The organism is Streptomyces sp. NPDC002206 (assembly GCF_053593595.1).
Genome location: NZ_JBSFCW010000030.1, coordinates 30,264 through 53,715, shown reverse-complemented (window position 1 = coordinate 53,715; position 23,452 = coordinate 30,264). Strand labels below are relative to the sequence as shown.

21 protein-coding genes are annotated in these 23,452 nt (G+C 71.1%); 7 read left to right on the top strand and 14 right to left on the bottom strand.

Annotation, left to right across the window (positions count from 1 at the left end; all coding sequences use genetic code 11):
* Positions 1 to 30 precede the first annotated feature (30 nt).
* Positions 31 to 591 (bottom strand): GNAT family N-acetyltransferase, encoded by a 561-nt coding sequence (locus tag ACWCP8_RS33330; protein ID WP_451119955.1) that lies wholly within the window; start codon positions 589 to 591, stop codon positions 31 to 33.
* A 71-nt stretch (positions 592 to 662) separates the two neighbouring features.
* Positions 663 to 1,547 (bottom strand): sigma-70 family RNA polymerase sigma factor, encoded by an 885-nt coding sequence (locus ACWCP8_RS33325; RefSeq protein WP_352266782.1) that lies wholly within the window; start codon positions 1,545 to 1,547, stop codon positions 663 to 665.
* Positions 1,548 to 1,644: 97 nt separating this feature from the next.
* Between ACWCP8_RS33325 and ACWCP8_RS33320 the strand changes: the two genes are divergently transcribed.
* Together ACWCP8_RS33320 and ACWCP8_RS33315 are read left to right on the top strand one after the other, a co-directional pair.
* Positions 1,645 to 2,415: an SDR family oxidoreductase gene (locus ACWCP8_RS33320; RefSeq protein ID WP_355994467.1), complete on the top strand. Its 771-nt coding sequence runs from the start codon at positions 1,645 to 1,647 to the stop codon at positions 2,413 to 2,415.
* 332 nt (positions 2,416 to 2,747) lie between these two features.
* Entirely contained in the window at positions 2,748 to 3,554 is an 807-nt protein-coding gene (locus ACWCP8_RS33315) for an SGNH/GDSL hydrolase family protein (RefSeq protein ID WP_451119952.1), read from the top strand.
* Between the two features lie 91 nt (positions 3,555 to 3,645).
* On the opposite strand, the gene ACWCP8_RS33310 is transcribed toward ACWCP8_RS33315, so the two are convergent.
* On the bottom strand, positions 3,646 to 5,040 hold the full coding sequence (locus tag ACWCP8_RS33310; RefSeq protein WP_451119950.1) for an MFS transporter: 1,395 nt from the start codon (positions 5,038 to 5,040) through the stop codon (positions 3,646 to 3,648).
* Between the two features lie 163 nt (positions 5,041 to 5,203).
* Between ACWCP8_RS33310 and ACWCP8_RS33305 the strand changes: the two genes are divergently transcribed.
* The 3 genes from ACWCP8_RS33305 (at position 5,204) to ACWCP8_RS33295 (ending at position 8,623) form a co-directional block, all read left to right on the top strand.
* Entirely contained in the window at positions 5,204 to 5,758 is a 555-nt protein-coding gene (locus ACWCP8_RS33305; protein WP_352266837.1) for a winged helix-turn-helix transcriptional regulator, read from the top strand.
* 114 nt (positions 5,759 to 5,872) lie between these two features.
* Positions 5,873 to 7,720, top strand: a complete 1,848-nt coding sequence (locus ACWCP8_RS33300; protein WP_451119948.1) for a S9 family peptidase — start codon at positions 5,873 to 5,875, stop codon at positions 7,718 to 7,720.
* Between the two features lie 81 nt (positions 7,721 to 7,801).
* Complete coding sequence (locus ACWCP8_RS33295; RefSeq protein WP_451119946.1) at positions 7,802 to 8,623, top strand: SURF1 family protein; 822 nt, start codon at positions 7,802 to 7,804, stop codon at positions 8,621 to 8,623.
* 73 nt (positions 8,624 to 8,696) lie between these two features.
* Here the strand turns inward: ACWCP8_RS33295 and ACWCP8_RS33290 are convergent, their stop codons facing one another.
* From ACWCP8_RS33290 to ACWCP8_RS33260, 7 genes are all read right to left on the bottom strand, one after another.
* Positions 8,697 to 9,953, bottom strand: coding sequence for a hypothetical protein (locus ACWCP8_RS33290; protein WP_451119981.1), 1,257 nt, complete (start codon positions 9,951 to 9,953; stop codon positions 8,697 to 8,699).
* Positions 9,954 to 10,027: 74 nt separating this feature from the next.
* Positions 10,028 to 10,603, bottom strand: coding sequence for a SigE family RNA polymerase sigma factor (locus ACWCP8_RS33285; RefSeq protein ID WP_352266836.1), 576 nt, complete (start codon positions 10,601 to 10,603; stop codon positions 10,028 to 10,030).
* A gap of 379 nt (positions 10,604 to 10,982) precedes the next feature.
* A complete protein-coding gene (locus tag ACWCP8_RS33280) occupies positions 10,983 to 12,047 on the bottom strand; it encodes an aspartate-semialdehyde dehydrogenase (protein ID WP_352266775.1) in 1,065 nt (354 codons plus the stop codon).
* Positions 12,044 to 13,315: an aspartate kinase gene (locus tag ACWCP8_RS33275; RefSeq protein ID WP_267003613.1), complete on the bottom strand. Its 1,272-nt coding sequence runs from the start codon at positions 13,313 to 13,315 to the stop codon at positions 12,044 to 12,046. Before ACWCP8_RS33275 ends, ACWCP8_RS33280 begins: the two co-directional genes overlap by 4 nt.
* 220 nt (positions 13,316 to 13,535) lie before the next feature.
* Positions 13,536 to 14,195 carry a DUF5063 domain-containing protein gene (locus ACWCP8_RS33270; RefSeq protein WP_352266774.1) on the bottom strand — a complete coding sequence of 220 codons (660 nt, stop codon included), beginning with the start codon at positions 14,193 to 14,195 and terminating at the stop codon, positions 13,536 to 13,538.
* A gap of 92 nt (positions 14,196 to 14,287) precedes the next feature.
* Positions 14,288 to 14,887: a recombination mediator RecR gene (gene recR / locus ACWCP8_RS33265; RefSeq protein ID WP_267003617.1), complete on the bottom strand. Its 600-nt coding sequence runs from the start codon at positions 14,885 to 14,887 to the stop codon at positions 14,288 to 14,290.
* Between the two features lie 73 nt (positions 14,888 to 14,960).
* Positions 14,961 to 15,296, bottom strand: a complete 336-nt coding sequence (locus ACWCP8_RS33260; protein WP_352266773.1) for a YbaB/EbfC family nucleoid-associated protein — start codon at positions 15,294 to 15,296, stop codon at positions 14,961 to 14,963.
* 356 nt (positions 15,297 to 15,652) lie between these two features.
* Here ACWCP8_RS33260 and ACWCP8_RS33255 point away from each other — a divergent pair, with 356 nt between their 5' ends.
* Entirely contained in the window at positions 15,653 to 16,528 is an 876-nt protein-coding gene (locus ACWCP8_RS33255; RefSeq protein WP_451119942.1) for an SLATT domain-containing protein, read from the top strand.
* A gap of 66 nt (positions 16,529 to 16,594) precedes the next feature.
* Here the strand turns inward: ACWCP8_RS33255 and ACWCP8_RS33250 are convergent, their stop codons facing one another.
* The 3 genes from ACWCP8_RS33250 to ACWCP8_RS33240 form a co-directional block, all read right to left on the bottom strand.
* The gene (locus tag ACWCP8_RS33250; RefSeq protein ID WP_352266771.1) at positions 16,595 to 17,245 is read right to left on the bottom strand and encodes a hypothetical protein; all 651 of its coding nucleotides are present in this window, start codon (positions 17,243 to 17,245) and stop codon (positions 16,595 to 16,597) included.
* Between the two features lie 133 nt (positions 17,246 to 17,378).
* Positions 17,379 to 18,110, bottom strand: a complete 732-nt coding sequence (locus ACWCP8_RS33245) for a GntR family transcriptional regulator (protein ID WP_352266770.1) — start codon at positions 18,108 to 18,110, stop codon at positions 17,379 to 17,381.
* A 112-nt stretch (positions 18,111 to 18,222) separates the two neighbouring features.
* Positions 18,223 to 19,605 (bottom strand): aspartate aminotransferase family protein, encoded by a 1,383-nt coding sequence (locus ACWCP8_RS33240; protein ID WP_352266769.1) that lies wholly within the window; start codon positions 19,603 to 19,605, stop codon positions 18,223 to 18,225.
* Positions 19,606 to 19,782: 177 nt separating this feature from the next.
* Here ACWCP8_RS33240 and ACWCP8_RS33235 point away from each other — a divergent pair, with 177 nt between their 5' ends.
* Positions 19,783 to 21,639: a serine/threonine-protein kinase gene (locus tag ACWCP8_RS33235; protein WP_451119939.1), complete on the top strand. Its 1,857-nt coding sequence runs from the start codon at positions 19,783 to 19,785 to the stop codon at positions 21,637 to 21,639.
* A gap of 30 nt (positions 21,640 to 21,669) precedes the next feature.
* On the opposite strand, the gene ACWCP8_RS33230 is transcribed toward ACWCP8_RS33235, so the two are convergent.
* Positions 21,670 to 23,121 (bottom strand): helix-turn-helix domain-containing protein, encoded by a 1,452-nt coding sequence (locus ACWCP8_RS33230; RefSeq protein WP_451119979.1) that lies wholly within the window; start codon positions 23,119 to 23,121, stop codon positions 21,670 to 21,672.
* Positions 23,122 to 23,452 lie beyond the last annotated feature (331 nt).

The following is a 23,452-nucleotide window of genomic DNA, read 5'->3' as shown; positions in this document are numbered from 1 at the left end:
CTGCACGGGGGCTTGGCGGGGGCGCCGGGCTCAGGGCGTCCGCTTGCCCGCCCGCCACTCCGGTGCAAGCACCGACCAGATCTCCTCGTCGTGCCGCTTTCCCCGGTACAGGTAGCTCGCCCGCAGCACGCCGTCCTTCGTCATCCCGAGGCGCCGGGCCACGGCGATGCTGGCCTCGTTCGTCGACGAGACCCACCACTCCACGCGGTGGATGCCCCGCTCCTCGATGGCCCAATCGATGATCACACGCGCGGCCCGGGTCACCAGCCCCTTGCCCACCGCCGACGGCTCCAGCCAGCAGCCCGCTTCGGCGGTGCCCTGCTCGATGTCCATGGTGCGGAGGAGGACCGCGCCGACCAGCTTGTCGCCCGTCCAGATGCCGTGGAGCCGTCCGGCGTCGGCGGCGGTCTTCTCCGCGTACGCCTGGAGGAACGCCCGGCTCGACTCCAGGTCCGTGACGACGTCGGGCAGCGCGTTGTGCTGCCCGATGAACTCCCGCCCCCGGTCGATGTGGGCCAGGAACTCCTCGGCCCGCCACGGCTCCAGCGGGCGCAGTTCGGCGCCGTCGTCGCCCAGGGATATCGCGTACATCGTCACCTTCAACAGTCGGGACCAGCGCACTGCGAAGGGATCTTCCCACGGGCGGCGTCACCGGCGACGCCTCAGTGGTCGAGGACTGTCAGGTCGAGCTTCTGCAGCCGTTCGGGGTCGGACAGTACGTCGATGGCGACGGTCCTGCCGTCCGTGACGGTGAAGGCCATGACGGACAGCGGCCTTCCCTGGGCAACGACCACGACTCCGGCAGCCCCATTGACGAGCGCCGGTCGTGCGAACGGCGACAGTTGACCGAATGTGAGCGCCTGGCCGGCCACGGTCCGTGCGCCGTGGAGCACGGCCGTGTGGCGGGCGCCCGCGACGCCGCCGTCGGACCGCAGCACGACGTCGGGATCGAGTACGGCGACGAGCGCGTCGAAGTCACCGTCGCGAGCGGCGGCGAAGAACGCGTCGACGGCTTCGCGCTGGCGGTTGAGATCGGGGTCGGGAACCGGTACCCCTCCCTGCACCCGGCGGCGGGCGCGGCTCGCGAGTTGTCTGGTCGCGGCCGGGGTCTTCTCGACCATCGGGGCGATCTCGTCGAAGGGCACGGCAAACATGTCGTGCAGTACGAACGCGAGCCGCTCGGCCGGTGTCAGCGACTCCAGCACCACCAGCATCGCCAGCCCGACCGAGTCGGCCAGCAACGCCTCCTGCTCGGGACCGACCCCGTCCTCGTGGCTGATGACCGGGTCCGGCATACGTATCCCGAGAGGCTCCTCGCGCCGCTGCTCACGCGCACGCAGCATGTTCAGACAGACCCGTGCCACCACCGTGGTCAACCATCCGGCAAGGTTCTCGACGCCGCTGGTCCCGGCGCGATCGAGGCGCAGCCAGGTTTCCTGAACGGCATCATCGGCCTCGCTGAGCGAGCCGAGCATCCGGTAGCCGACCGCCCGCAGACGAGACCGGTGTTCCTCGAAACGCTCCGTCAGCAATGCACTGTCGTCCACGTGTCACATTCCTTCGTCGCGGCGGGTCAATGCAGTAGACCCACGAAACCCCGACTGATCCAACCGGGAGATCGGCTCCCGTACGAACGAATTGGAGATGACCGTGACGACCTCACCCATCCTGGTCACCGGTGGCACGGGCACCCTGGGGGGCCACGTCGTCCCGCTTCTGCGGCAGGCCGGCCGCGACATACGTGTCCTCAGCCGGCACGGCCGCGAGTCCGGGGACGGCATCGAGTACGTGACCGCTGACCTGCTCAGGGGCGAGGGCCTGGAGCCCGCGACGGACGGGGTCGAGACCGTACTGCACCTTGCGGGCGGCCCCAAGGGCGATGACGAGGCGACCCGCAATCTGGTGCGGGCTGCCTCGCGGGCCGGGGTGCGGCACCTGGTGTACATCTCGGTGATCGGGGCGGACAAGGTGCCGCTGGGCTGGTTCCGGACCAAGCTCGGCGCGGAGCGCGCCGTGGCCGACTCAGGCCTGGAGTGGACGACGTTGCGTGCCGCCCAGTTCCACGACCTGGCCCTCGATGTGGTGGAGAAGATGGCGAAGCTGCCGGTGGTCCCGTGCCCGGGCGGACTCCGGTTCCAGCCGGTCGACTCGCGCGAGGTGGCGGCCCGGATCGTGGAACTGACCCTCGGCAGGCCCGCCGGGCCGGTTCCCGATCTGGCGGGGCCGAAGGTGTACGGGATGGCCGATCTGGCCCGCGGATATCTGCAGGCACGCGGCAAGCACCGGCTGATGATGCCGGTGCGCATGCCGGGAAAGGCCGGCCGCGCGTACCGGGCCGGCGAGAACCTGTCTCTCGAGGGGGCTGTTGTGGGGCAGCGGACCTGGGAGCAGTTCCTGGCGGAGCGGGTGGGTTAGCACTCCGACGACTTCTCCGTCACTGCCGGCCACCGCCCACACCCCGTCGGGGCCGGCCCGGATGCGGATGACCGGGTCGGGCCGCTGACCGGCCGGCGGGACGTCGCCGCCTCCTCCACGTCGCGCGGAATCCTGGCCGTACACCGCAACAGCCTTCAATTCGCGGACAGTTGGAGGTTTACCCACGCACGGAGCCATGCCTACCGAACGATCATTCGGGCATATCCGGCGAGTTCTTGCGCGGCTATTACCGGCCGGTACCCACAGCTGCTAGAAACGTGCTCGCTCAATCAACCCCCACCCACCCCCCACACTTCGGAGGGCTGACAGTGATGTCAGTACGGAGATTCTGGGCGTCCGCATCCACTCTGGTCCTCGCAGCCCTGGCCGCGCTGGGCGTTGCCCAGCCGGCCTCGGCAACCTCCGCGGCCGCCGCCGGCGGGTACGTCGCTCTCGGCGACTCCTACTCGTCCGGCGTCGGCTCGGGAAGCTACATCTCCGACAGCGGCGACTGCCATCGGAGCACCAAGGCCTACCCCTACCTCTGGGCCACCCAGAACTCACCGTCCTCGTTCGCCTTCGTGGCCTGTTCGGGGGCCACGACGGGTTCGGTGGCGAGCAGCCAGCTGGGTGCGCTGAGTTCGTCCACCACCTTGGTCAGTGTCACGGCGGGCGGCAACGACGTCGGCTTTGCCGATGTCATGGAGGACTGCGTTCTGTACAGCGAGGCCACCTGTCTCAGCAGCGTGAACGCGGCTGTCTCGCAGATGCAGAACGTACTGCCGTCCGGCCTCGGTTCGCTCTACGGCTCCATCCGGTCACGCGCCTCGCAGGCCCATGTGGTGGTGCTGGGATACCCGCGCTTCTACCAGCTGAGCGGGGGCTGCATCGCCGGTCTCTCCGAGACCGAGCGCTCCGCCATCAACAACGCGTCCGACGTACTGAACGGCGTCATCGCCCAGCAGGCGGTCGATGCCGGGTTCACATTCTCCAGCGTGGTCGACGAGTTCACGGGGCACGAGTTGTGCTCCGGCAGTCCGTGGCTCAACAGCGTGACTGTCCCCGTCTACGAGTCGTACCACCCCAAGTCCGCAGGGCAGTCGGGCGGTTATCTGCCCGCCTTCCGCTCAGCCGCGTAGTTCGCTCGTACGCAGCCCTGTGTGGGATGGCGGTCCACCGGCACGTCTCCGGTGGACCGCCATCTCTCTGTCCCGTTCCGTCCGTTGCGTGTCAGGCGCGGCCCGCGGCGCCCGGCCGGGGCAGTGCGAGTGCGATCGCCGCGGCCAGTACGGCGGTGGCGGCCGCCGCCCACCAGCCGTGCCGGAACGCGTCGAGCGCCTCGGCCGGGCCGTCCGGGGTGGCGAGCAGCGTGACCATCAGGGCCACGCCGAGGACCGAACCGGTCTGGCGGGCCATCGTGGTGACGGCCGATCCGGTTGCGAACCGGGTGGGCGGCAGGGCCGCCGCGGCCGCACCGACCAGGGTGGGCAGGGCGAAGCCGACGCCGATACCGGTGATCAGCATGCCGGGCAGGAGTCCGGCCGCGTAGTGCGGGACCGCATCGAGCGCGACGGCCCACCAGCCGAGGCCCACGGCGAACAGCAGGCAACCGAGCGCCGCCGTGCGGCCCGCGCCGAGACGGCGGACCACGGGGCCCGCCGTGACGGCGAGCACCGGTACGACCAGGGGCCCGGGAGCGATGGCCAGTCCGGTACGGATCGCCGAGTAGCCCCACACCTGCTGGCACCAGAGCACCGAGGTCAGCAGCATCGCCGCGAAGGCGACGGAGAAGAGCAGCGCAGCGAGGGTCGCAGCCGCGAAGGCCGGGGTGCGCAGCATCGGCAGTTCGACGATCGGGGCGCTGTGCCGGGCCGAGCGCAGCCAGAACGCCCCGGCGAGGACGACCGCCGCGACGAGCGCGCCGATCACCTCCGGCGAACTCCAGCCCCACGCGTCCGACTTGACCAGGCCGAGCGCGAGTGCGCCGATGGCGAGCGTGAGCAGCGCGGCGCCGGCCAGGTCCGGCAGCCGTCCGTCGCGGTCCGGGCGGGCATCGGGCAGCAGCCGGGCCCCGGCCACCAGGCCGACCGCACCGACCGGCACGTTGACGAGGAAAACCCAGCGCCAGTCGGCCTCCACGAGCAGCCCGCCGATCACGGGCCCCAGACCGGCGGCGATGCCTCCGATCGCCGCCCAGCTGCGGATGGCCTGCGGCCGGCGCTCCGGCGCGGTGTTGACCAGCAGCAGCGCCAGCGAGGTGGGCATCAGGGCGGCGGCTCCGGCCGCCTGCAGGGCACGGGCGGCGACCAGCCAGCCGATCCCGGGGGCGACGGCGCACAGCGCGGAGGCCACGGTGAAGGCCGCCAGACCGAGGAGGAAGCCGCGCCGGTGCCCGTACCGGTCCGCGAGCCGGCCCGCGACGACGAGCAGCGCGGCGAAGACGATCGCGTACGCGTTGAGCACCCAGGACAGCGAGGCGAGCGAGCTGTCGCCGAAGGAGTCACCGAGGGCGGGGACAGCCACGTTGACGATGAACAGGTCGAGGTTCACGACGAAGACCCCGGCCGAAACGATCCAGGCCGTCGCACGGGATCCAGTGGATGGACTCTTCGCGGACCCGTTCACCGAGCCCTTCGCGGGCCTGTTCGCCGTGGGCGGCCCAGGCTCCGACGGCGGGGCGGACGGCCCCGGGGCGACCGCGCCCGCGAGTGAGTTTGATTTTCCAACTGTCATGACGGCAAGGTAGCGCCAGTAAGTTTGAGATGGCAACCTTGTAGGGGTGAGTGCAATGAATGGTTCCGGCAGCCGTATCGACATCGGCGCACTGCCCGGCCGCCCGTGTTCCGCCGCCGCCGCACTGCAGGTGGTGGGCGAGAAGTGGGCGCTGCTCGCGGTGCGCGAGATCTTCTTCGGCAATCACCGGTTCGAGGCGATCGCCCGGAACACCGGTGCGCCCCGGGACCGGCTCGCGGCCCGGCTGCGGTCACTGGAGCACGCCGGGGTGGTCGAGCGGCGCCCGTACAACGAACGGCCGCCGCGCCACGAGTACCACCTGACCGAGGCGGGCCGGGATCTCGCTCCGGTGATCCGGGCCCTGCTGGACTGGGGCGACCGCTGGGTGCACGAGGAGCCGCCGGTCGTCATGGTCCATGAACCGGTGGCCACCACGGACGCGGAGAGCCGTGGCGAGGGCGAGGGCGACGGCGCACACGGGCATGACCTGGACGCCGCGTGGATCTGCCGCACCTGTGGCGCGGAGGTCGCGATGAACACCCTCACCGTCGACGTCCGCTCCCCCGGCTGGGACCGGGCCGGCCCCACACCCGCACCGATAACACCCTGACGGCCCGTCAGCCGTACGGTGTGCGCGACGCCGTGCCCCGGCCGGCCGGGGAGTTGTCCACAGGCTGCGGACGATACGGGCCGAGTGTCCGGCCCCCGGCGCAGAATGGGGGGCATGACTGAGATCACTGGCTCGACGACCGATTCCGTTCCGGCGCTGACGACCGATTCCGTTCCCGAGTGGGAGCAGCGCTTCCGGGCGCCCCGGGTGTCGTTGCCCGACTGGGCGGAGGACGCGCCGGACCGTGCGCTGTTCGTCTCCAACGCGACGGGGACGTACGAGCTGTACGCGTGGGACCGGTCGACCGGGGAGCAGCGACAGGTCACCGACCGGCCGAACGGGACGACGGACGGGATACTGACGCCGGACGGCGAGACGATCTGGTGGTTCAACGACACCGACGGCGACGAGTTCGGGGTGTGGATGCGCCAGCCGTTCCACGGCGGCGACGGGAGCGGAGGGCCGGCGGACGAGCCCGCGGCTCCCGGGCTCGAACCCTCGTACCCGGCTGGGCTCGCGATCGGGCGGGACGGGACGGCGGTGGTCGGCCGGTCGACCGATGAGGACGGGACGACGATCCATGTCGTACGGCCCGGGGCTCCGCCCGTCGAGATCTACCGGCACCGCGAGTCGGCGGGCGTCGGGGACCTGTCGCACGACGGGACGCTGATCGCCCTGGAGCACACCGAGCACGGCGACGCGATGCATTCGGCGCTGCGCGTGGTGCGGCCGGACGGGACAACGGTCGCCGAGCTCGACGACACCAAGGGCGGTACGCAGGAGCTGGGCCTGTCGGTGCTGGGCTTCGCGCCGGTGGCCGGGGACACCCGGCTGCTGGTCGGACACCAGCGGCGGGGCCGCTGGGAGCCGATGATCTGGGACCCGGTGACGGGGACGGAGACGGATCTTGCGATCGATCTGCCCGGTGACGTGGGCGCCGAGTGGTATCCGGACGGGTCCGCGCTGCTGATCGTGCACGGCTTCGAGGCCCGCAGCGACCTGTGGCGGTACGAGCCGGGGGCCGACAGCGCTCCGGTACGGGTGGAGACACCTGCCGGATCGGTGTCCGGTGCCACGGCCCGGCCGGACGGCACCGTGGAGTACCTGTGGTCGTCCGCCGCTCAGCCCCCCGCCGTGCGGTCCACGACGGGTGCGGTGGTGCTCGATCCGCCGGGTACGAAGGCTCCGGCGTCCGTGCCGGTGGAGGACGTGTGGGTGGACGGGCCCGGCGGCCGGATCCACGCGCTCGTGCAGCGGCCCGCTGCCCTGGCCGAGGGCCCGTTTCCGACCGTCTTCGAGATCCACGGCGGCCCGACCTGGCACGACAGCGACGCCTTCGCGTCCGGGCCCGCCGCCTGGGTGGACCACGGCTACGCGGTCGTCCGCGTCAACTACCGCGGCTCGACGGGGTACGGGCGGGCCTGGACGGACGCGCTCAAGCACCGGGTCGGCCTGATCGAGCTCGAGGACATCGCGGCAGTCCGGGAGTGGGCAGTGAAGTCCGGGCTGGCGGACCCCGCGAAGCTGGTCCTGGCCGGGGGTTCGTGGGGCGGCTATCTGACGCTGCTCGGCCTCGGTACGCAGCCGGAGGACTGGGCGCTGGGCCTGGCCGCGGTCCCGGTCGCGGACTACCTCACGGCGTACCACGACGAGATGGAGGCCCTGAAGGCGATGGACCGCACGCTGCTGGGCGGTACGCCGGAGGAGGTGCCGGAGCGGTTCGAGGCCTCGTCCCCGTTGACGTACGTCGACGCCGTGCGGGCGCCGGTCTACATCTCGGCGGGGGTCAACGACCCGCGCTGCCCGATCCGCCAGGTCGAGAACTATGTGGACCGGCTGAAGGTCCGGCAGGCGGTGCACGAGGTGTACCGGTACGACGCGGGGCACGGCTCGCTCGTCGTCGAGGAGCGCATCAAGCAGGTACGGCTGGAGCTGGACTTCGCCCGGCGCCACCTCGGGTAGCGGGCGCCCCGGCCACCGGGGGTGGTGACGTCGGCGGCACCCCGCTCCGGGGTTCCGGAGCGGGGACCGTACCGTGGAGGGGTGTACCGGTTCCTGCTGACCCCGCGATGGTGGGGGATCAACCTCTTCGCCGTACTGGCCATCCCGCTCTGCGTCTTCATGGGCACCTGGCAGCTCGGCCGCTTCGAGGACCGCGTGCAGTCGCACGAGCAGGCCACGAAGCAGCCGGCCCCGGGGGCGAGAGCGGCAAAGCCTCTCGATGATCTGCTGCCGGTGGACACGGTGACGTCCGGCCGCCCGGCCACCGCCACCGGCCGGTACGCCGACCAGTTCCTGGTGCCCGGCCGGGAGTTGGACGACAGGAGCGGCTTCTACGTCCTGAACATGCTGCGCACCGACGGCGGCAAGGCCCTGCCGGTGGTACGCGGCTGGCTGCCCGGCAAGGCCGGGCACACCCCGGTGCCCGCCGCGCCGACCGGCGAGGTCACGGTGACCGGCGACCTCCAGGCGTCCGAGAACACGGGCACCGACGGCGTCGACACGGCGGGAGGCCTCCCCGACGGACAGCTCGGCATGATCAGCGCCGCGTCCCTCGTCAACCTCGTGCCGTACGACGTGTACGACGCATGGGTGACGCTCCAGGACACCGACAGCAGCGGCGGCGCCCAGGACAGCGCGCTGCGCCCCGTACCGGCCGTGGCACCGCAGGGCAGCGGTCTCGACCTGAAGGCGTTCCAGAACCTCGGCTACACCGGCGAGTGGTTCGTCTTCGCCGCCTTCGTGCTCTTCATGTGGTTCCGGCTGGTCCGCCGCGAGGCGGAGGCCGCGCGGGACGTGAAGCTGGGCCTCGTGCCCGACTTGGACGCGGACACGGACGCGGAAGCGGGTACGCGCACAGCCTGAGCCGTCCCGGCGTACGCACGTATGTGGGGGCCCGCCGGTTCGACCGGCGGGCCCCCACATATGCGTCATGGTGCTAGGCCGTCGGTGCGAGCACGCCCGTCCGGTAGATCGTGCCCGCGCAGGCGTTGGGGATCTCCGTCTCCGCGACCGGCGCCCCGGGCTCCGGGGTGTGCGTCACAGCGATGCTGCCGCCGAGCGTCGTGCCGCCGTCCTCGCTGCCGAGCTGCACATCCGTCTGCGCCGTGCCCGTGCCGTCACCGACGGTGCCGTCGGAGGTACCCGCCGCACCGTCGGTCGGGGTCGGGGTCGGCGACGCGCCGGAGGTCGGACAGGTGTCCTTCGGGACCCAGGCGAACCGCACCTCGTACGCCATGGCCGGCTTCAGCAGCACTGTGCCCGCCTCCTGCGACGGGTCGGGCAGTCCGGCCGCCGCGTCGCCCGCGGTGTGCTGCACGACGTTGATCTTGGCCGGGTCGGCCGCGCCCATCGCCTGGAAGTCCACGGTGCCACTGGTGGTCACCGAACACTCCTTGCCGGAGATGTTGGAGATACGGAAGCTGCCGTACACGGTGCCGTCGGCACCGGCCGCGCCCGTCTCGGCCGAGGCGACGCCGAGCTGGCCCGGGTCGCAGACCGGCATCGAGGCCGCCGTGCTGTCGGCGGGGCCCGCACCACCGGTGGCCGCGTCGCCGGCGGCGCCCTGGCCACCGGTGTCCGAGGGGCCGTTGGAGCCGTTCGGGTGACCGTTGCCGCCGGTGCCCTGTCCGCCGGCGGTGCCGCCACCGGCCTTCTCGCCGGCTGCCGAGCCGGTGTCGGAGCCGCCGCCCTGCGCCTGCTCGCCGTGCGCGGCGATGGCCGGGCTGGCGGTGCTCGAGCCCTCGGAGTTGGCGACGTGTACGAACGCGGGGATCGCAGTGCCGATGAGCAGCGCCGCCGCCGCCATTCCGACGACGGCCTGCCGCTTCCTGGCGCGCCGGGCGGGGACGGCGCGCTTCAGATGGTCGAGGGTGCCGTCACCGGGTTCGAGGCCCTCGACAGCGCCCCGCAGCATACGGCGCAGGGCGACCTCGTCCAGGTCCGAACCGGAGTCGTCGAAGTCGCCGGGACCACCGGAGCCGCCACCGGCACCCCGGCCCGATCCTGCACCCGGGCCCGCACCCGATACCGCGCCGAAGAGGGCCGTCAGGCCGGCGAGCCGTTCCGTTTCGGCGGGGTCGTCTCTCCCGCCCTGCCCTTCCGGCACTTCCTCGACGGACACGGCGTCCGTATCCGGGTGCCCGTCCGAGTTCACGTTCGGCGCGTTCGGCGCGTTCTCCGGCCCGTGGTTCACAATTCCGTTTCCAGTCCGGTCGATCTCACGCTCGTGCGTGCGTTCCTGCGCGGGATCCTTGCGCTCGCGCCAACTCATACCTGAGCCTCCATCACGGCGCGCAGCGCCGCGATACCGCGGGAGCCGTACGCCTTGACCGAACCCAGGGAGATCCCCAGCGTCTCGGCCACCTGGGCCTCGGTCATGTCCGCGAAATACCGCAGCACCAGTACCTCCCGCTGGCGCCGTTGCAGCCCTCGCATCGCTTTGATCAGCGCGTCCCGCTCCAGCTGGTCGTACGCACCCTCCTCTGCGCTCGCCATGTCCGGCATCGGCTTGGAGAGCAGCTTCAACCCGAGGATGCGGCGGCGCAGTGCGGAGCGCGACAGGTTGACGACCGTCTGGCGCAGGTACGCGAGTGTCTTCTCCGGCTCACGTACCCGGTTCCGCGCCGAGTGCACGCGGATGAACGCCTCCTGCACCACGTCCTCACACGACGCGGTGTCGTCCAGCAGCAGGGCCGCGAGGCCGAGCAGCGAACGGTAGTGGGCGCGGTAGGTCTCGGTGAGATGGTCGACCGTAGTACCGGCTGCCACTGTCTCGTCAGCGCCCCCGCGCTGCGACGGCAGCTGGGCCGAGCGCGCAGCGGGCATGGGCGCAATCACCGGCATACCGCCGGGTGCGCGGGGCCGCCGGAGCGGACGCACGGTAGCGCCTCGCAACGGGCCCACCACTGTGATATCGAGAACCTCTGCCACGCCAGTTGGACACGCGTCCCCCCCTCAGGGTTGTACGCGTGCGGCACCGCGTTTGACGCTGTGCGACATGCCCTCATACGTACCTGCTCTTCCACAAATGCCCCGTTTTCGCGCCCCACCATCCGCGAAGTGACGGCATAGACGCGCGCTGCCCGACTACTGGTTCCAGCGGACCGAAAGGTCATCGTCGGACACCGCAACACCCCAGCTCAAGAGGTTCAGACCAGCAAGTTGCTCACAAGGGCTTCACAGAGAGTACAAAACAGGTTCGATCGTGAGCCGTCGGGTCGGGTCAGGCCTGGGGGAACTCGGCAGCCACCGATTCGGCGATCTGCGCGACGTTCAGCGCCGCCCCCTTGCGGAGGTTGTCGCCGCATACGAACAGCTCCAGGGCGCGTGGATCGTCCAGAGCCCGCCGCACCCGCCCCACCCAGGTCGGGTCGGTGCCCACGACATCGGACGGCGTCGGGAAGTCGCCGGAGGCCGGGCTGTCGAACAGGACCACACCGGGTGCGGTCGCCAGGATCTCGTGCGCCCGGTCGACCTCGACCTCGTTCTCGAAGCGGGCGTGCACGGACATCGAGTGCGTCGCGACGACGGGGACGTACACACAGGTCGCCGCCACCGGCAGGTTCGGCAGGTCCAGGATCTTGCGGCACTCGTCGCGGATCGCCAGCTCCTCGGACGACCAGCCGTCCCCGGCCTCCGTTCCGGCCCAGGGCACGACATTGAGGGCCACCGGAGCGGCGAAGGGCGAGTCCTCGGTGTCCCCGACGGCCCGGCGTACGTCTCCGGGCTTGGTGCCCAGTTCCGTACCCGCGACCATCGACAGTTGTTCGCGCAGCGCCGCGACACCCTCTCGGCCCGCTCCGCTCACCGCCTGGTACGAGGAGACGACGAGCTCCCGCAACCCGAACTCGGCGTGCAGCGCACCGACCGCGACGATCAGCGATGCCGTGGTGCAGTTGGGGCTGGCGACGATGCCCCGGGGCCTCATCCGTACGGCGTGGGGGTTGATCTCGGGCACGACCAGCGGCACATCCGCGTCCAGCCGGAACGCCGCCGAGTCGTCGACGACGACCGCACCCTTGGACGCGGCGATCGGCGCCCAACGCGCGGACACGTCGTCGGGCACCAGGAAGAGGGCGACGTCCACGCCGTCGAACGCGTCCTCGGTGAGTTCGAGGACTTCGGTCTCCTCACCGCGGACGACCAGCTTGCGGCCGGCCGAACGCGACGAGGCGATCAGCGACACCTCGCCCCAGACGTCCGCGTGCTGCGAAAGGATCTGGAGCATGACGCCACCGATCGCCCCGGTCGCTCCGACGACCGCGAGCGAAGGGCGGCGGGGTGTCATCGGCCGGTGCCCCCGTAGACGACAGCCTCGTCGGAGTCGCTGTCGAGGCCGAAGGCCGTGTGTACGGCGCGCACGGCCTCGATGACGTCGTCGGCGCGGGTGACTACCGAGATGCGGATCTCGGACGTCGAGATCAGCTCGATGTTCACACCGGCGTCGGACAGCGCCTCGAAGAAGGACGCGGTGACCCCGGGGTTCGTCTTCATACCCGCGCCGACCAGGGAGATCTTCGCGATCTGGTCGTCGTAGCGCAGCGACTCGAAGCCGATCGTGCCGCGGTTGCGCTCCAGGGCGTCGATGGCCTTGCGGCCCTCGGCCTTCGGCAGCGTGAACGAGATGTCGGTGAGACCGGTCGACGCGGCGGAGACGTTCTGCACCACCATGTCGATGTTGACTTCCGCGTTCGCGATGGTGCGGAAGATCGCGGCGGCCTCGCCCGGCTTGTCCGGCACGCCGACAACCGTGACCTTGGCCTCGGAGACGTCATGGGCGACTCCGGAGATGATCGCGTGCTCCACCTTCTGGTCCCCTTGCGGCTCGTTGCTGACCCAGGTGCCGCGCAGTCCGGAGAAGGATGAGCGGACGTGGATCGGGATGTTGTAGCGGCGTGCGTACTCCACGCACCGGTGCAGCAGCACCTTGGAGCCGGACGCGGCCAGCTCCAGCATGTCCTCGAAGGAGATCCAGTCGATCTTCCGGGCCTTCTTCACGACCCGTGGGTCGGCGGTGAAGACACCGTCCACATCGGTGTAGATCTCACAGACCTCGGCGTCCAGCGCGGCCGCCAGTGCGACGGCGGTGGTGTCGGACCCGCCGCGGCCGAGGGTGGTGATGTTCTTGCCCTCCTGACTCACCCCCTGGAACCCGGCCACGATGGCGATGTTGCCCTCGTCGATCGAGGTCCGGATACGGCCCGGCGTGACATCGATGATGCGCGCTTTGTTGTGGACCGAGTCGGTGATGACGCCGGCCTGGCTGCCCGTGAACGACTGGGCCTCGTGGCCCAGGTTTTTGATCGCCATGGCCAGCAGGGCCATGGAGATCCGCTCTCCTGCGGTCAGCAGCATGTCGAACTCACGCCCGGCAGGCATCGGTGATACCTGCTCGGCGAGATCGATCAACTCGTCCGTCGTGTCGCCCATCGCCGATACCACGACAACCACCTGGTTGCCGTTCTTCTTGGCATCGACGACTCGCTTGGCGACGCGCTTGATGCCTTCGGCATCGGCTACGGAGGAGCCTCCGTACTTCTGCACGACAAGGCCCACGTGCGCTCCTCGCTCATTCCATTGCTTCGGTCCGCTCAGTTTAACGAGCAGTCCGGAAACGCCCCGCCGATATCACATCGTGAGATGTCCCGCTCACCACGTGATCTCGACGTGCCGTCCCGAACTGCTCGTACCGGGCTGCTGCCCGGCGAACCGGAATCCACTCCCGTGTGTGCCCCACTCCACACTCCGTCCCGCCCGCTCGGTGCGGCCGGGACGGCTACTTCACCGGACGCAGGCCCAGCGGTCCCGCGATCTCCTCCGCCATGACCCGGCCCGCCTCCTCGGCCAGATCGTCCTCGCCCGCGTCCTGGTCCGTGTCCAGCCCGTCCAGCTCCTGGAGGGGCTGGTTCAGGCGGATGTGGGCGACCAGGGACTGGATGGCGCGCAGGGTGGCGGAGGCGGTGGAGCCCCAGTTGGAGAAGTACGAGAACTGCCACCACCACAGCGCCTCGGTCGTGCGGCCCGCCTCGTAGTGGGCCAGGCCGTGGCGCAGGTCCGTGACCAGGTCGGCCAGGCCGTCGGAGATGCGGCACGGGACCGGGGCCTTGCGGGGCTCGTACGGGTCGAAGACCTCGGAGTAGACGTCGATCGGCTCGAGGAGGGTCGCGAAGCGCTCGCGCAGGCCGTCCGCGTCCGGTTCGGCGCCCAGGTCCGGCTCGTACCGCTCGTCCGGGAGGATGTCCTCGTACGCGCCGAGCCGGCCCCCCGCCAGCAGTAGCTGGGAGACCTGGAGGAGCAGGATCGGGACGGCCTGTTCCGGCTCGTCGACCTTGGACACCTCGGTCACGGCGACGATGAACGTTTTGATCTGGTCCGCGATCTGGACGGCGAAGTCGTCCGGGTCCTGCGTGACGGAGTTCAGCGTGGCGTCAGACATCGAGGGGACCTCCCGTGGGCACGGTCGCGAACGGTGAGTAGAACATAGCGTCGCTGAACGTAAAACCGTCGTGAGACGTGGTGGTACGGGTGCTACACATCGAGCAGCCGCCTCCCCTCGAACGCGCGGCCCAGGGTGACCTCGTCCGCGTACTCGAGGTCGCCGCCCACCGGCAGCCCGCTGGCCAGCCGCGTCACCCGCAGGCCCATCGGCTTGATCATCCGCGCCAGGTACGTCGCGGTGGCCTCGCCCTCCAGGTTGGGGTCGGTGGCCAGGATCAGTTCCGTGATGGACCCGTCGGAGAGCCTCGCCAGCAGCTCACGGATGCGCAGATCGTCCGGACCGACGCCCTCGATCGGGCTGATCGCCCCGCCGAGGACGTGGTAACGGCCGCGGAACTCACGGGTCCGCTCGATCGCCACGACATCCTTCGGCTCCTCGACCACACAGATCACCGTCCGGTCGCGACGCGCGTCGCGGCAGATCCCGCACTGCTCCTCCTGCGCGACATTGCCGCACACCGAGCAGAACCGGACCTTGTCCTTGACCTCCAGGAGGGCATGGGCGAGACGGCGTACGTCGGTGGGTTCGGCCTGCAGGATGTGGAAGGCGATCCGCTGCGCGCTCTTGGGACCGACGCCGGGCAGCCTGCCCAGTTCGTCGATGAGGTCCTGGACCACGCCTTCGTACAACGGAACGCCTTCCTGAGCTGGGACCCGCGGCTGTTGCCGTCGTGGTACGTACGGTAGTTGGTGTGCTGACGGATCAGAAGGGCAGACCGGGCATGCCGCCCAGCCCCTGGGCGAGCGGGCCCAGCTTCTGCTGCTGAAGCTGCTGCGCGTTCTCGTTCGCTGCCTGGACGGCGGCGACGACGAGGTCGGCGAGCGTCTCGGTGTCCTCGGGGTCGACGGCCTCGGGGGCGATGATCAGGCTGCGGAGCTCGCCCGAACCGGTCACGGTCGCCTTCACCAGACCGCCGCCCGCCTGTCCCTCGACCTCGGTCCTCGCCAGCTCCTCCTGGGCCTCCGCGAGGTCCTGCTGCATTTTCTGGGCCTGCTGCAGCAGCTGCTGCATATTGGGCTGGCCACCACCGGGAATCACGGTCACTCCTGGCATTTCGACGACAAATGTTTCGGTATGCCGAGCCTACGTGGTCCCCGGGCGCCACGCCCCACCCACTGGCGAGCAACTCTTTCGGGTGAGATCCCGTCAACGACAGCAAGACTCCTATACCTGATCACAGGCCCTGCCCACCCAGAAATACCGCGATTTCGACCCCACGGCCCACCATTCGGCGGTAGGAAGGGCATGCGTATCAGTACGCACACGTGCACCGCCGTCACGCAGCGTTACGCAAGCGGGACAGGTCGGCCACGTCGAAAGTCCGCCCGCTGTCGAGTGCACGCGTCGAAACACGCGTTGATACGTCGACACGCAGAGTGCAGAGGAGTGCCCCGGTGAGTCAGCCGGAGATGCAGCCCGAAGGGGCGCCCCGCAACGAGCCCGGTGCGCCGGGTTCGGCCGTTCCGCCGAGTTCGGCCGTTCCGCCGAGTTCGGCCGTTCCGCCGAGTTCGGCCGTTCCGCCGAGTTCGGGCCCGGAGGCGAGCCCGGACCCGGACCCGGACCCGGGTCCGGGTTCCGGCGCGCGGGGCGGGGATCTGACCGGGCAGCCGTTCCCGCTCGGCGACTGGGGTGAACCCGCGGAACGCCTCGACGAGCTGTACCGGTATGTCGAGGCCGACGCGCTGCGCACCGCCGGCTGGTACCTGGCCGACCGGGTGTGGAAGCGGCGCGGCGCCAGGGCGCTGCGGATCGGCACGGCGGCCGGGGCGGTCGCGGGCGCCGCGCTGCCGCTCCTCGATCTGACGGGGTCGCTGGACGGCGCGGCCGGCTGGGGCTATCTGTCGCTCTTGCTGGGCGCCGCGTGCATGGCCTGCGATCGGTTCTTCGGCCTGACCTCCGGCTGGATAAGGAACCTCGCCACGGCGCAGGCCGTGCAGCGACGGCTCCAGGTGCTGCAGTTCGACTGGGCGTCGGAGTGCGTACGGGAGGTGCTCGGGCCGACCGAGGGGACGGCGAGCGAGGCGGCGGAGCGGTGCCTCGGGGTGCTGCGACGGTTCTCGGAGGACATCACGGAGCTCGTGCGGTCCGAGACCGCGGACTGGATGGTCGAGTTCCGGGCCGGGCCCGCGCCGATGGGAATGCAGGCGCTGGTGTCCGGCAGCGGGATCGGGGGGCGTACGGAGCAGTGGGTGCCGCCGGGGCGGTTCCCACTCCAGTCGATGGCCCGCCCGAACATGCCGCGGCAGCGGCCCCCGGAGCCACCGCGCTGATCGGTGACCGGCGATCGGTGGCTCCGGGCGGGCTCGTGGCTCCGGGGCGGGGGCCCGGCCGTCGCGTCAGCTGAAGATGATCATTGAGCCTTGGGCGAGACTGCGGGTCACCGCCGCGTGCAGACCCAGCCAGACGTGCCGTTCCCGGGCGAACGGACTGTCGTCGTACGGAATCGGGCTCGCCGGCTCCTCCAGGGAGGTCGGTGCGGCGGGCGGTGCGGGGGCGGCCGGCGGGTTCGCCGGGTCGATGCCGATGGAGGGGGCGACGAACTCCAGCTCCCGCAGCAGCCCGTGCGCCGAGCCCAGCGGGCCGCCGCCCTCCAGCAGCTCGTCGTTGGTGAGCGGGGAGGGGAAGTCCACGGGGACGTACGCCCCCGCGTGGTCGTAGTGCCAGACCAGATGGGACTGCTGCGCCGTCGCCTCGAACATCTCCAGCAGCTGCTCGTAGTCCCCGCCCAGTTCGTCGACGGGTGTCACCGCGAGGCCGCTCAGCCGGAGCAGATAGGCGCGGCGCAGGAAGTGCAGCGCGTCGTAGTCGAAGCCCGCCACGGGGGCCACGTCACCGGTCAGACCCGGCATGTAGGCGTAGACGGGTACGGCCGGCAGTCCGGCATCGCCCAGCGCCTTGTCGTAGATGGCTATCTCTTCGGCGAACGGATTGTCGGGGCTGTGGCACAGCACATCGACGAGGGGGACCAGCCACAGGTCACAGGCCACGAAGTCTCGCTCTCCAACGGGTTCTCGCAAGGGTGCGTGCGATGGTCGGGACAGCGTAATGCGATCGGCACGTTGCGCACAGTGGTCCCTCATGACCGGCTCGGGAACACCTTGTTGCCGGGGCCGGTCGCCCCTACGGCGCCTTCGGCTCACCGCCGTGTCCCGGGTGCGCCGGGTTGCCGGCCGCGAGCCGGTCCGCCCACATCAGCGCGTGGGCGTTGTAGTCGTCGATCACCGCACGAACCGCGTCGTGCTCGCCCAGCGTGATGGCCGCGACCAGGGCAGGATGGCCGTTCCAGAGCCAGTCCCGTACGTCCACGTCGCTGCGCAGGTACGGCACGGCGAACACCCAGCACTGGACGCGCAACCGGTGCAGGAAGTCGGTGATGTACGTGTTGCCGACGAGCGCGCCGAGCTCACGCCAGAAGCGCAGGTCGTAGCCGATCAGGATGTCGAGGTCGCCGCCGCGCGCCGCCCGTGCGGCCTCGTCGGCTCGGCGCCGCACCGAGACCAGTGACTCGCGGTACTTCGCCGCCTGCGCACGCGAGGGCGGGGGTCCGGAGAAGATGTCGCGGATGACTCCGTCCATGACCAGGGTGCGGGCCTCGACCATCGCCCGGTAGTCGGCCACGGTGAACTCGTGCACCCGGAATCCGCGGTGCTGATCGGATTCGAGCAGGCCCTGCGCCGAGAGGTCGAAGAGCGCCTCGCGCACGGGTGTCGCGGAGACCCCGTACTGCTCGGCGATCTGCTTGACGGTGAACTCCCGCCCCTGCTGCAAACGCCCGGCGAGCACCTCGTCACGCAGCGCGTCCGCGATCTGCTGCCGCAGCGTACTGCGGGTCACAGTTCCACTCACGCCCATGGCGACCCTCCCTCTTCGGCTGCGGCCACCTTAAGCCAGGGCCGGTGTGCCCGGTTCCGGGCACAGGGAGGGGCGCCGTGCGGGATGCGTACGGATGTGTCGGACGGATGCGTCAGACGGTGTGCTCGTCCGCGACCGACAGAGCCTCGTCCAGTGCCGCCAGTCCCTCCTTGGCCTCGGCCTCCGTGACGTTGCAGGCCGGAACGGCGTGGGTGCGGTTCATGTTGATGAAGGGCCACAGGCCGTTCTTCCTGCACGCCGCACCGAAAGCCGCCATCGGGGCGTTGGCCTCGCCCGACGCGTTGTAGGGGACGAGCGGCTCGCGGGTCTCCCTGTTACGGACCAGGTCCAGCGCCCAGAACGCGCCGAGGCCGCGCACCTCGCCGACCGACGGGTGGCGCTCGGCGAGCTCGCGCAGGCCGGGGCCGAGGACCGTCTCCCCGATGTGGGCCGCGTGCTCGACGACCTTCTCCTCCTCCATCACACCGATGGTGGCGACGGCGGCGGCACAGGCCAGCGGGTGACCGGAGTAGGTGAGTCCGCCCGGATAGGGGCGGGTCTCGAAGGTGGCGGCGATCTCGGCGGAGACGGCGACGCCGCCGAGCGGCACATAACCCGAGTTGACGCCCTTGGCGAAGGTCATCAGGTCGGGCGTGACGTCGAAGTGCTCGGCGGCGAACCACTTGCCGGTGCGCCCGAATCCGGCCATCACCTCGTCGAGGACGAAGACGATGCCGTACCGGTCGCAGATCTCGCGGACACCGGCGAGGTAGCCGGGCGGCGGCGTCATGATCCCGGCCGTGCCGGGGATCGTCTCCAGGATGATCGCGGCGATGGTGGCGGGGCCCTCGAAGGCGAGAGTGTCCTCCAGGTGCTGGAGGGCGCGGGCGCACTCCTCGGCCTCGGTCTCGGCGTAGAACGGTGAGCGGTACAGGAACGGGGCCCAGAATCGCACGACGCCCGCCGAACCGTTGTCGGACGGCCAGCGGCGCGGGTCGCCGGTCAGGTTGATGGCCGTCGAGGTGGCGCCGTGGTACGAGCGGTAGGCGGAGAGCACCTTCGTACGGCCGGTGTGCAGCCGGGCCATCCGGACGGCGTTCTCGACGGCCTCGGCACCGCCGTTGGTGAAGAAAATCTTGTCCAGGTCGCCGGGGGTCCGCTCGGCGATGAGGCGTGCGGCCTCGGAACGGGCCTCGATCGCGAACGCGGGGGCGAAGGTGGCGAGCTTGCCCGCCTGCTCCTGGATCGCGGCGACGACGGTGGGGTGCTGGTAGCCGATGTTGGTGAAGACGAGGCCGCTGGTGAAGTCCAGGTAGCGGTTGCCGTCGTAGTCCCAGAAGTACGCCCCCTCGGCGCCGGCGACGGCGAGCGGGTCGATCAGGCCCTGGGCGGACCAGGAGTGGAACACGTGCGCACGATCGGCGGCCTTCACGGCCGCACCGGCCGCGGAGTCGACCTGCGGAGCGTGGGATCCAGGGGAGGCATGAGGGGTCATGCGGCGAGCGTAGGTCGTGCGGTGAGCGGCTCGACATGGCCATCTTGTATGGCGTGGGGCGGTTTGGTGGGCAGGGTGTCGGGTCGGCGGGCAGCGGTTCCCGGCCCGGCCTTTCGCCGGACGCTATTCTCATGCCGCATCGGCGGCGTGTCGCCGGAGGGGGAAGGACTGCACACCATGGACAAGCTCGGCTCCGGGGATCCGCAACGCATCGGCGCATACCGCCTGCTGGGGCGGCTGGGCGCGGGCGGCATGGGACAGGTCTATCTGGCCCGCTCCGACCGGGGCCGTACGGTCGCGATCAAGCTGGTACGCCGGGAGCTCGCCGAACAACAGGAGTTCCGCGACCGCTTCCGTCAGGAGGTGCGGGCCGCCCGCCGGGTCGGGTCGGCCTGGACGGCGGCCGTACTCGACGCCGACACCGAGGCCGCGGTGCCGTGGGTCGCGACCGGGTACGTCGCCGGGCCGTCCCTCCAGGCCACCGTCTCCGGTCGCGCGGGCGCCCCGGCGGGCCCGGGGCAGGGGGCGTACGGTCCGCTGCCCGAGCGTTCGGTCCGCAGCCTGGGGGCCGGGCTGGCCCGCGCGCTCCGGTCCATCCACTCCGCCGACCTCATCCACCGGGACCTGAAGCCGTCCAACATCCTGCTGACGATCGACGGTCCGCGGGTCATCGACTTCGGTATAGCCCGGGCACTCGACACCGTCACCGACGGGGGTCTCACCCGCACCGGCTCACTGGTCGGATCGCCTGGCTTCATGGCGCCGGAGCAGGTACGGGGTGAGCGGGTGACCGCGGCGTGCGATGTGTTCTGCCTCGGCTCGGTGCTGGCGTACGCGTCGACGGGCCGGCTTCCGTTCAGTGGGGCGGACAACGAGGTCCATGCCCTGCTGTTCCGGATCGCACAGGAGGAGCCGGACCTGACCGGCGTCCCGGTTGAACTGGTCGGCCTCGTCCGGGACTGCCTCCTCAAGGACCCGGCCGCCCGGCCGACCACGGACGCGATCCTGGAGCGGCTGGTGGAGGGCGAGCCGGCCGAACCGTGGCTGCCGGGCGCACTGATCGCCCAACTGGGCCGCCATGCGGTGGAGCTGCTGGACTCGGAGGACCCGGAGGAGTCGGCGGGGGCCGCGGGACCGCAGGACGCGGCGCCACCCGTGGGCGGCCCGCAGCCTCCGCCGGCCCAGGCGCCCGGCGCAGTCCACGCGCTCCCCACGGTGATCGGCGCCCAGCCCCCCTCACCGGCCCCGGTCCCTGGGTTCGGACCGCCGCCGCCCGGACCTCCGCCGCCCGGACAGCCCGCCCCCGGGTACGGCTACCCACAGCTGCCCGCCCAACCGCACCCCGGTCAGGGCTACGGCTACCCGCAGCAGCACCCCGGCTTCGGCCCCACCCCCCCGTACGGCCCGCTCCACCCCACCGTCGCGCCGGGCGCGCAGCCCGCGCCGACGCGACGCAGCACGGGCTCGACCATCGCGCTCGTCGCGGTCGCGATGCTCGTCGCGATCGGTGCGGGCGGCTCGGTGTACGCGCTCATGAGCGACGACGGCAGGAAGCCCGCCGCGTCGCCCACCGCGTCCCCCTCCACTTCCTCCGGCCCGTCGGACTCCCCCGCCCCGGACGACTCCCCGTCCTCCACCGATCCGTCCCCCGGCGACGGGTCGAAGAACGGCGACGGCCCGATCCCCGAGGCCTACCTCGGCGCCTGGTCGGGCAACATCGACAACGCCGCGGGCCACTCCACCCGCGAACTCGTCATCCAGCAGGGCAAGGTGGGCCAGGCCGTCCTCACCCTCACCGCGGAGGGCCCCATCGACAGCGGTGGCACCTACCGCTGCGTCTTCCAGGCGGACCTGACCTCCGAGCCCTCCCCCGACGAACCGATCCGCATCGGCCCCTCCACGGTGACGCTCGGCGAACCCATGTCGTCCTGCACCCCGGGCAAGGCCACCACACTCACCCTGCTCCCCGACGGCACCCTGCGCCGTGAGAACTCGGAGACCGGCGAGCAGCTCACGTACACGAAGAGCGACTGACCCACCGCAGCACCGGTCCGGCGCCGGACCTCACGCCGTGCCGGTGGCTCCCGCGACATCCAGCGCATGGAACGCCAGCCACAAGTCGTAACGTGCGCTGGGGGTTTGGAGCAGCGAGCGTTGGAGTACGGCTTCGAGCCGGGTGAGACGCTTGCGGACACCCGGTACGGAGATGCCCAACGCAGCTGCGGTCGGACCGAGTTGAGCCTCGCACTTCAGCCAGGTACGCAGGGTGGTCTCGGCCGCCGTACCGGTCGCGGCGAGCGGGCGCAGTTGCTCGGCCGCCCACTGCCCGACGGCGGGACGCCGCAGGATCTCGTCCAGCGCGCCGGCCGGTACGGGCTCCGTGGGCCGGACGGCGCGCGCGGGTACGGCCCGGATGCGCAGGGCCAGGTCGAGCGCGGCCTGATCGGCGACCCGGTTGAGGTCCAGGCCGAGCAGCTCGCCGATCAACCGCAGTCGTGCGGCAAGGGTGTTGCGGTGGATTTTCAGGTGCTGCGTCGCATACGACGAGAACGCCAGCCAGGAGGAGAGGGTTGCCGCCAGCTCCTGACTGCCGGGGTCCTGGCTGCGTCGTGGCAGGTGGGTGAGCAGCGGTGCCAGCAGGGTGTCGGCCCACTGCGCGCCCGCCGCGCCGACGACCAGAGCCGGTTCCGGTGCCGAGCCGAACCGGGCGTGGCGCGCGGGCAGTCCGCGGGCCACGGCCAGGGCGTGGAACGCCTGCCGGTATCCGGTCGCCGTGTCGCTCAGCGGCACGTCCTCGCTCATGCCCACGACACAGTCGTCCACCACCGCGGCGACGTCGAGGCCGAGTCGTGGATCGGCGCCGTCCGGCCCGGCAGGCACGATGAGGATCAGGTGGCGTGCGTACACCGGACACCGCACGATCCAGGACCGGCCGCCGGAGATGTCCGTGCACACCCGCGCCACCTCGTCCCGCCGACCGCCCGAGCACTGGACCACGCAGACCTGGACGGGGTCCGGCAGCGTGGGTTTCAGCGCGCCCGCCACCTGATGGGCGATGGAGAGCTGGCCGGTCATCAGCAGATGCAGCACCGCTTCCCGGCCTCGGGACTCGGCGAGGTCGACGCGGCGGCGCTTGCGTTCGACCGTCTCGGCCGCCCAGCACATGGTCAGGGGCATCGCCACATCGGCGAGAAGCGTGGCCAGTCCGTCCGGCAGCGGCCGGCGGGCGACGACGGCGAGGATCGGTGCGGGGGCGTCGGGGGTGCCGTCGAGGGGGAACAGCAGGGCGGTGTCCGGGCCCTTGTCGAGAGCGAAGGAGCGGCCGCGGAGAGCAGTCAGCTCCTTCACGCCCTCGGTGGCCAGCGCGAGGGCCGACGCGCTCGTGAGGTCCGGGGTGCGGGCCACGCCGCGCAGGACGGTGCCGTCACCGTCGAGCAGACCGGCCCAGCCGCCGGCCCGCCCCGACACCCAGCGCAGCAGCTCCTGTGAGCCGCCGGCGCGGGCCAGGCGGTGCATCCGCAGCACGTCGTCGGCACGTTCCTCTGCTCGCACCGATCCCTCGCTCCCTACCCGTCCTGCGCTCCGCAGAAAAGCGGAGTGCAGCATACCGGTTTGACTGTGCGAACTGATACCCCTGTAACGCCCACACAGTGCGAATTGAATCTCCCTGCCGTCTACCCGCAGTCCTAGAGTCCGAACGTGTTCCGGGGCGTCGGGGGAACACGCGGCCGCCTCGGACTCGGGGGAGGACCGGGAGTCACGACGGCAGCGACCCACGGGGGTGGTCGCTGTCGTCGGCCGCACCGGCCCCGGGCCGATTGTCAGTGGCACCGCCTAACGTCGGGTC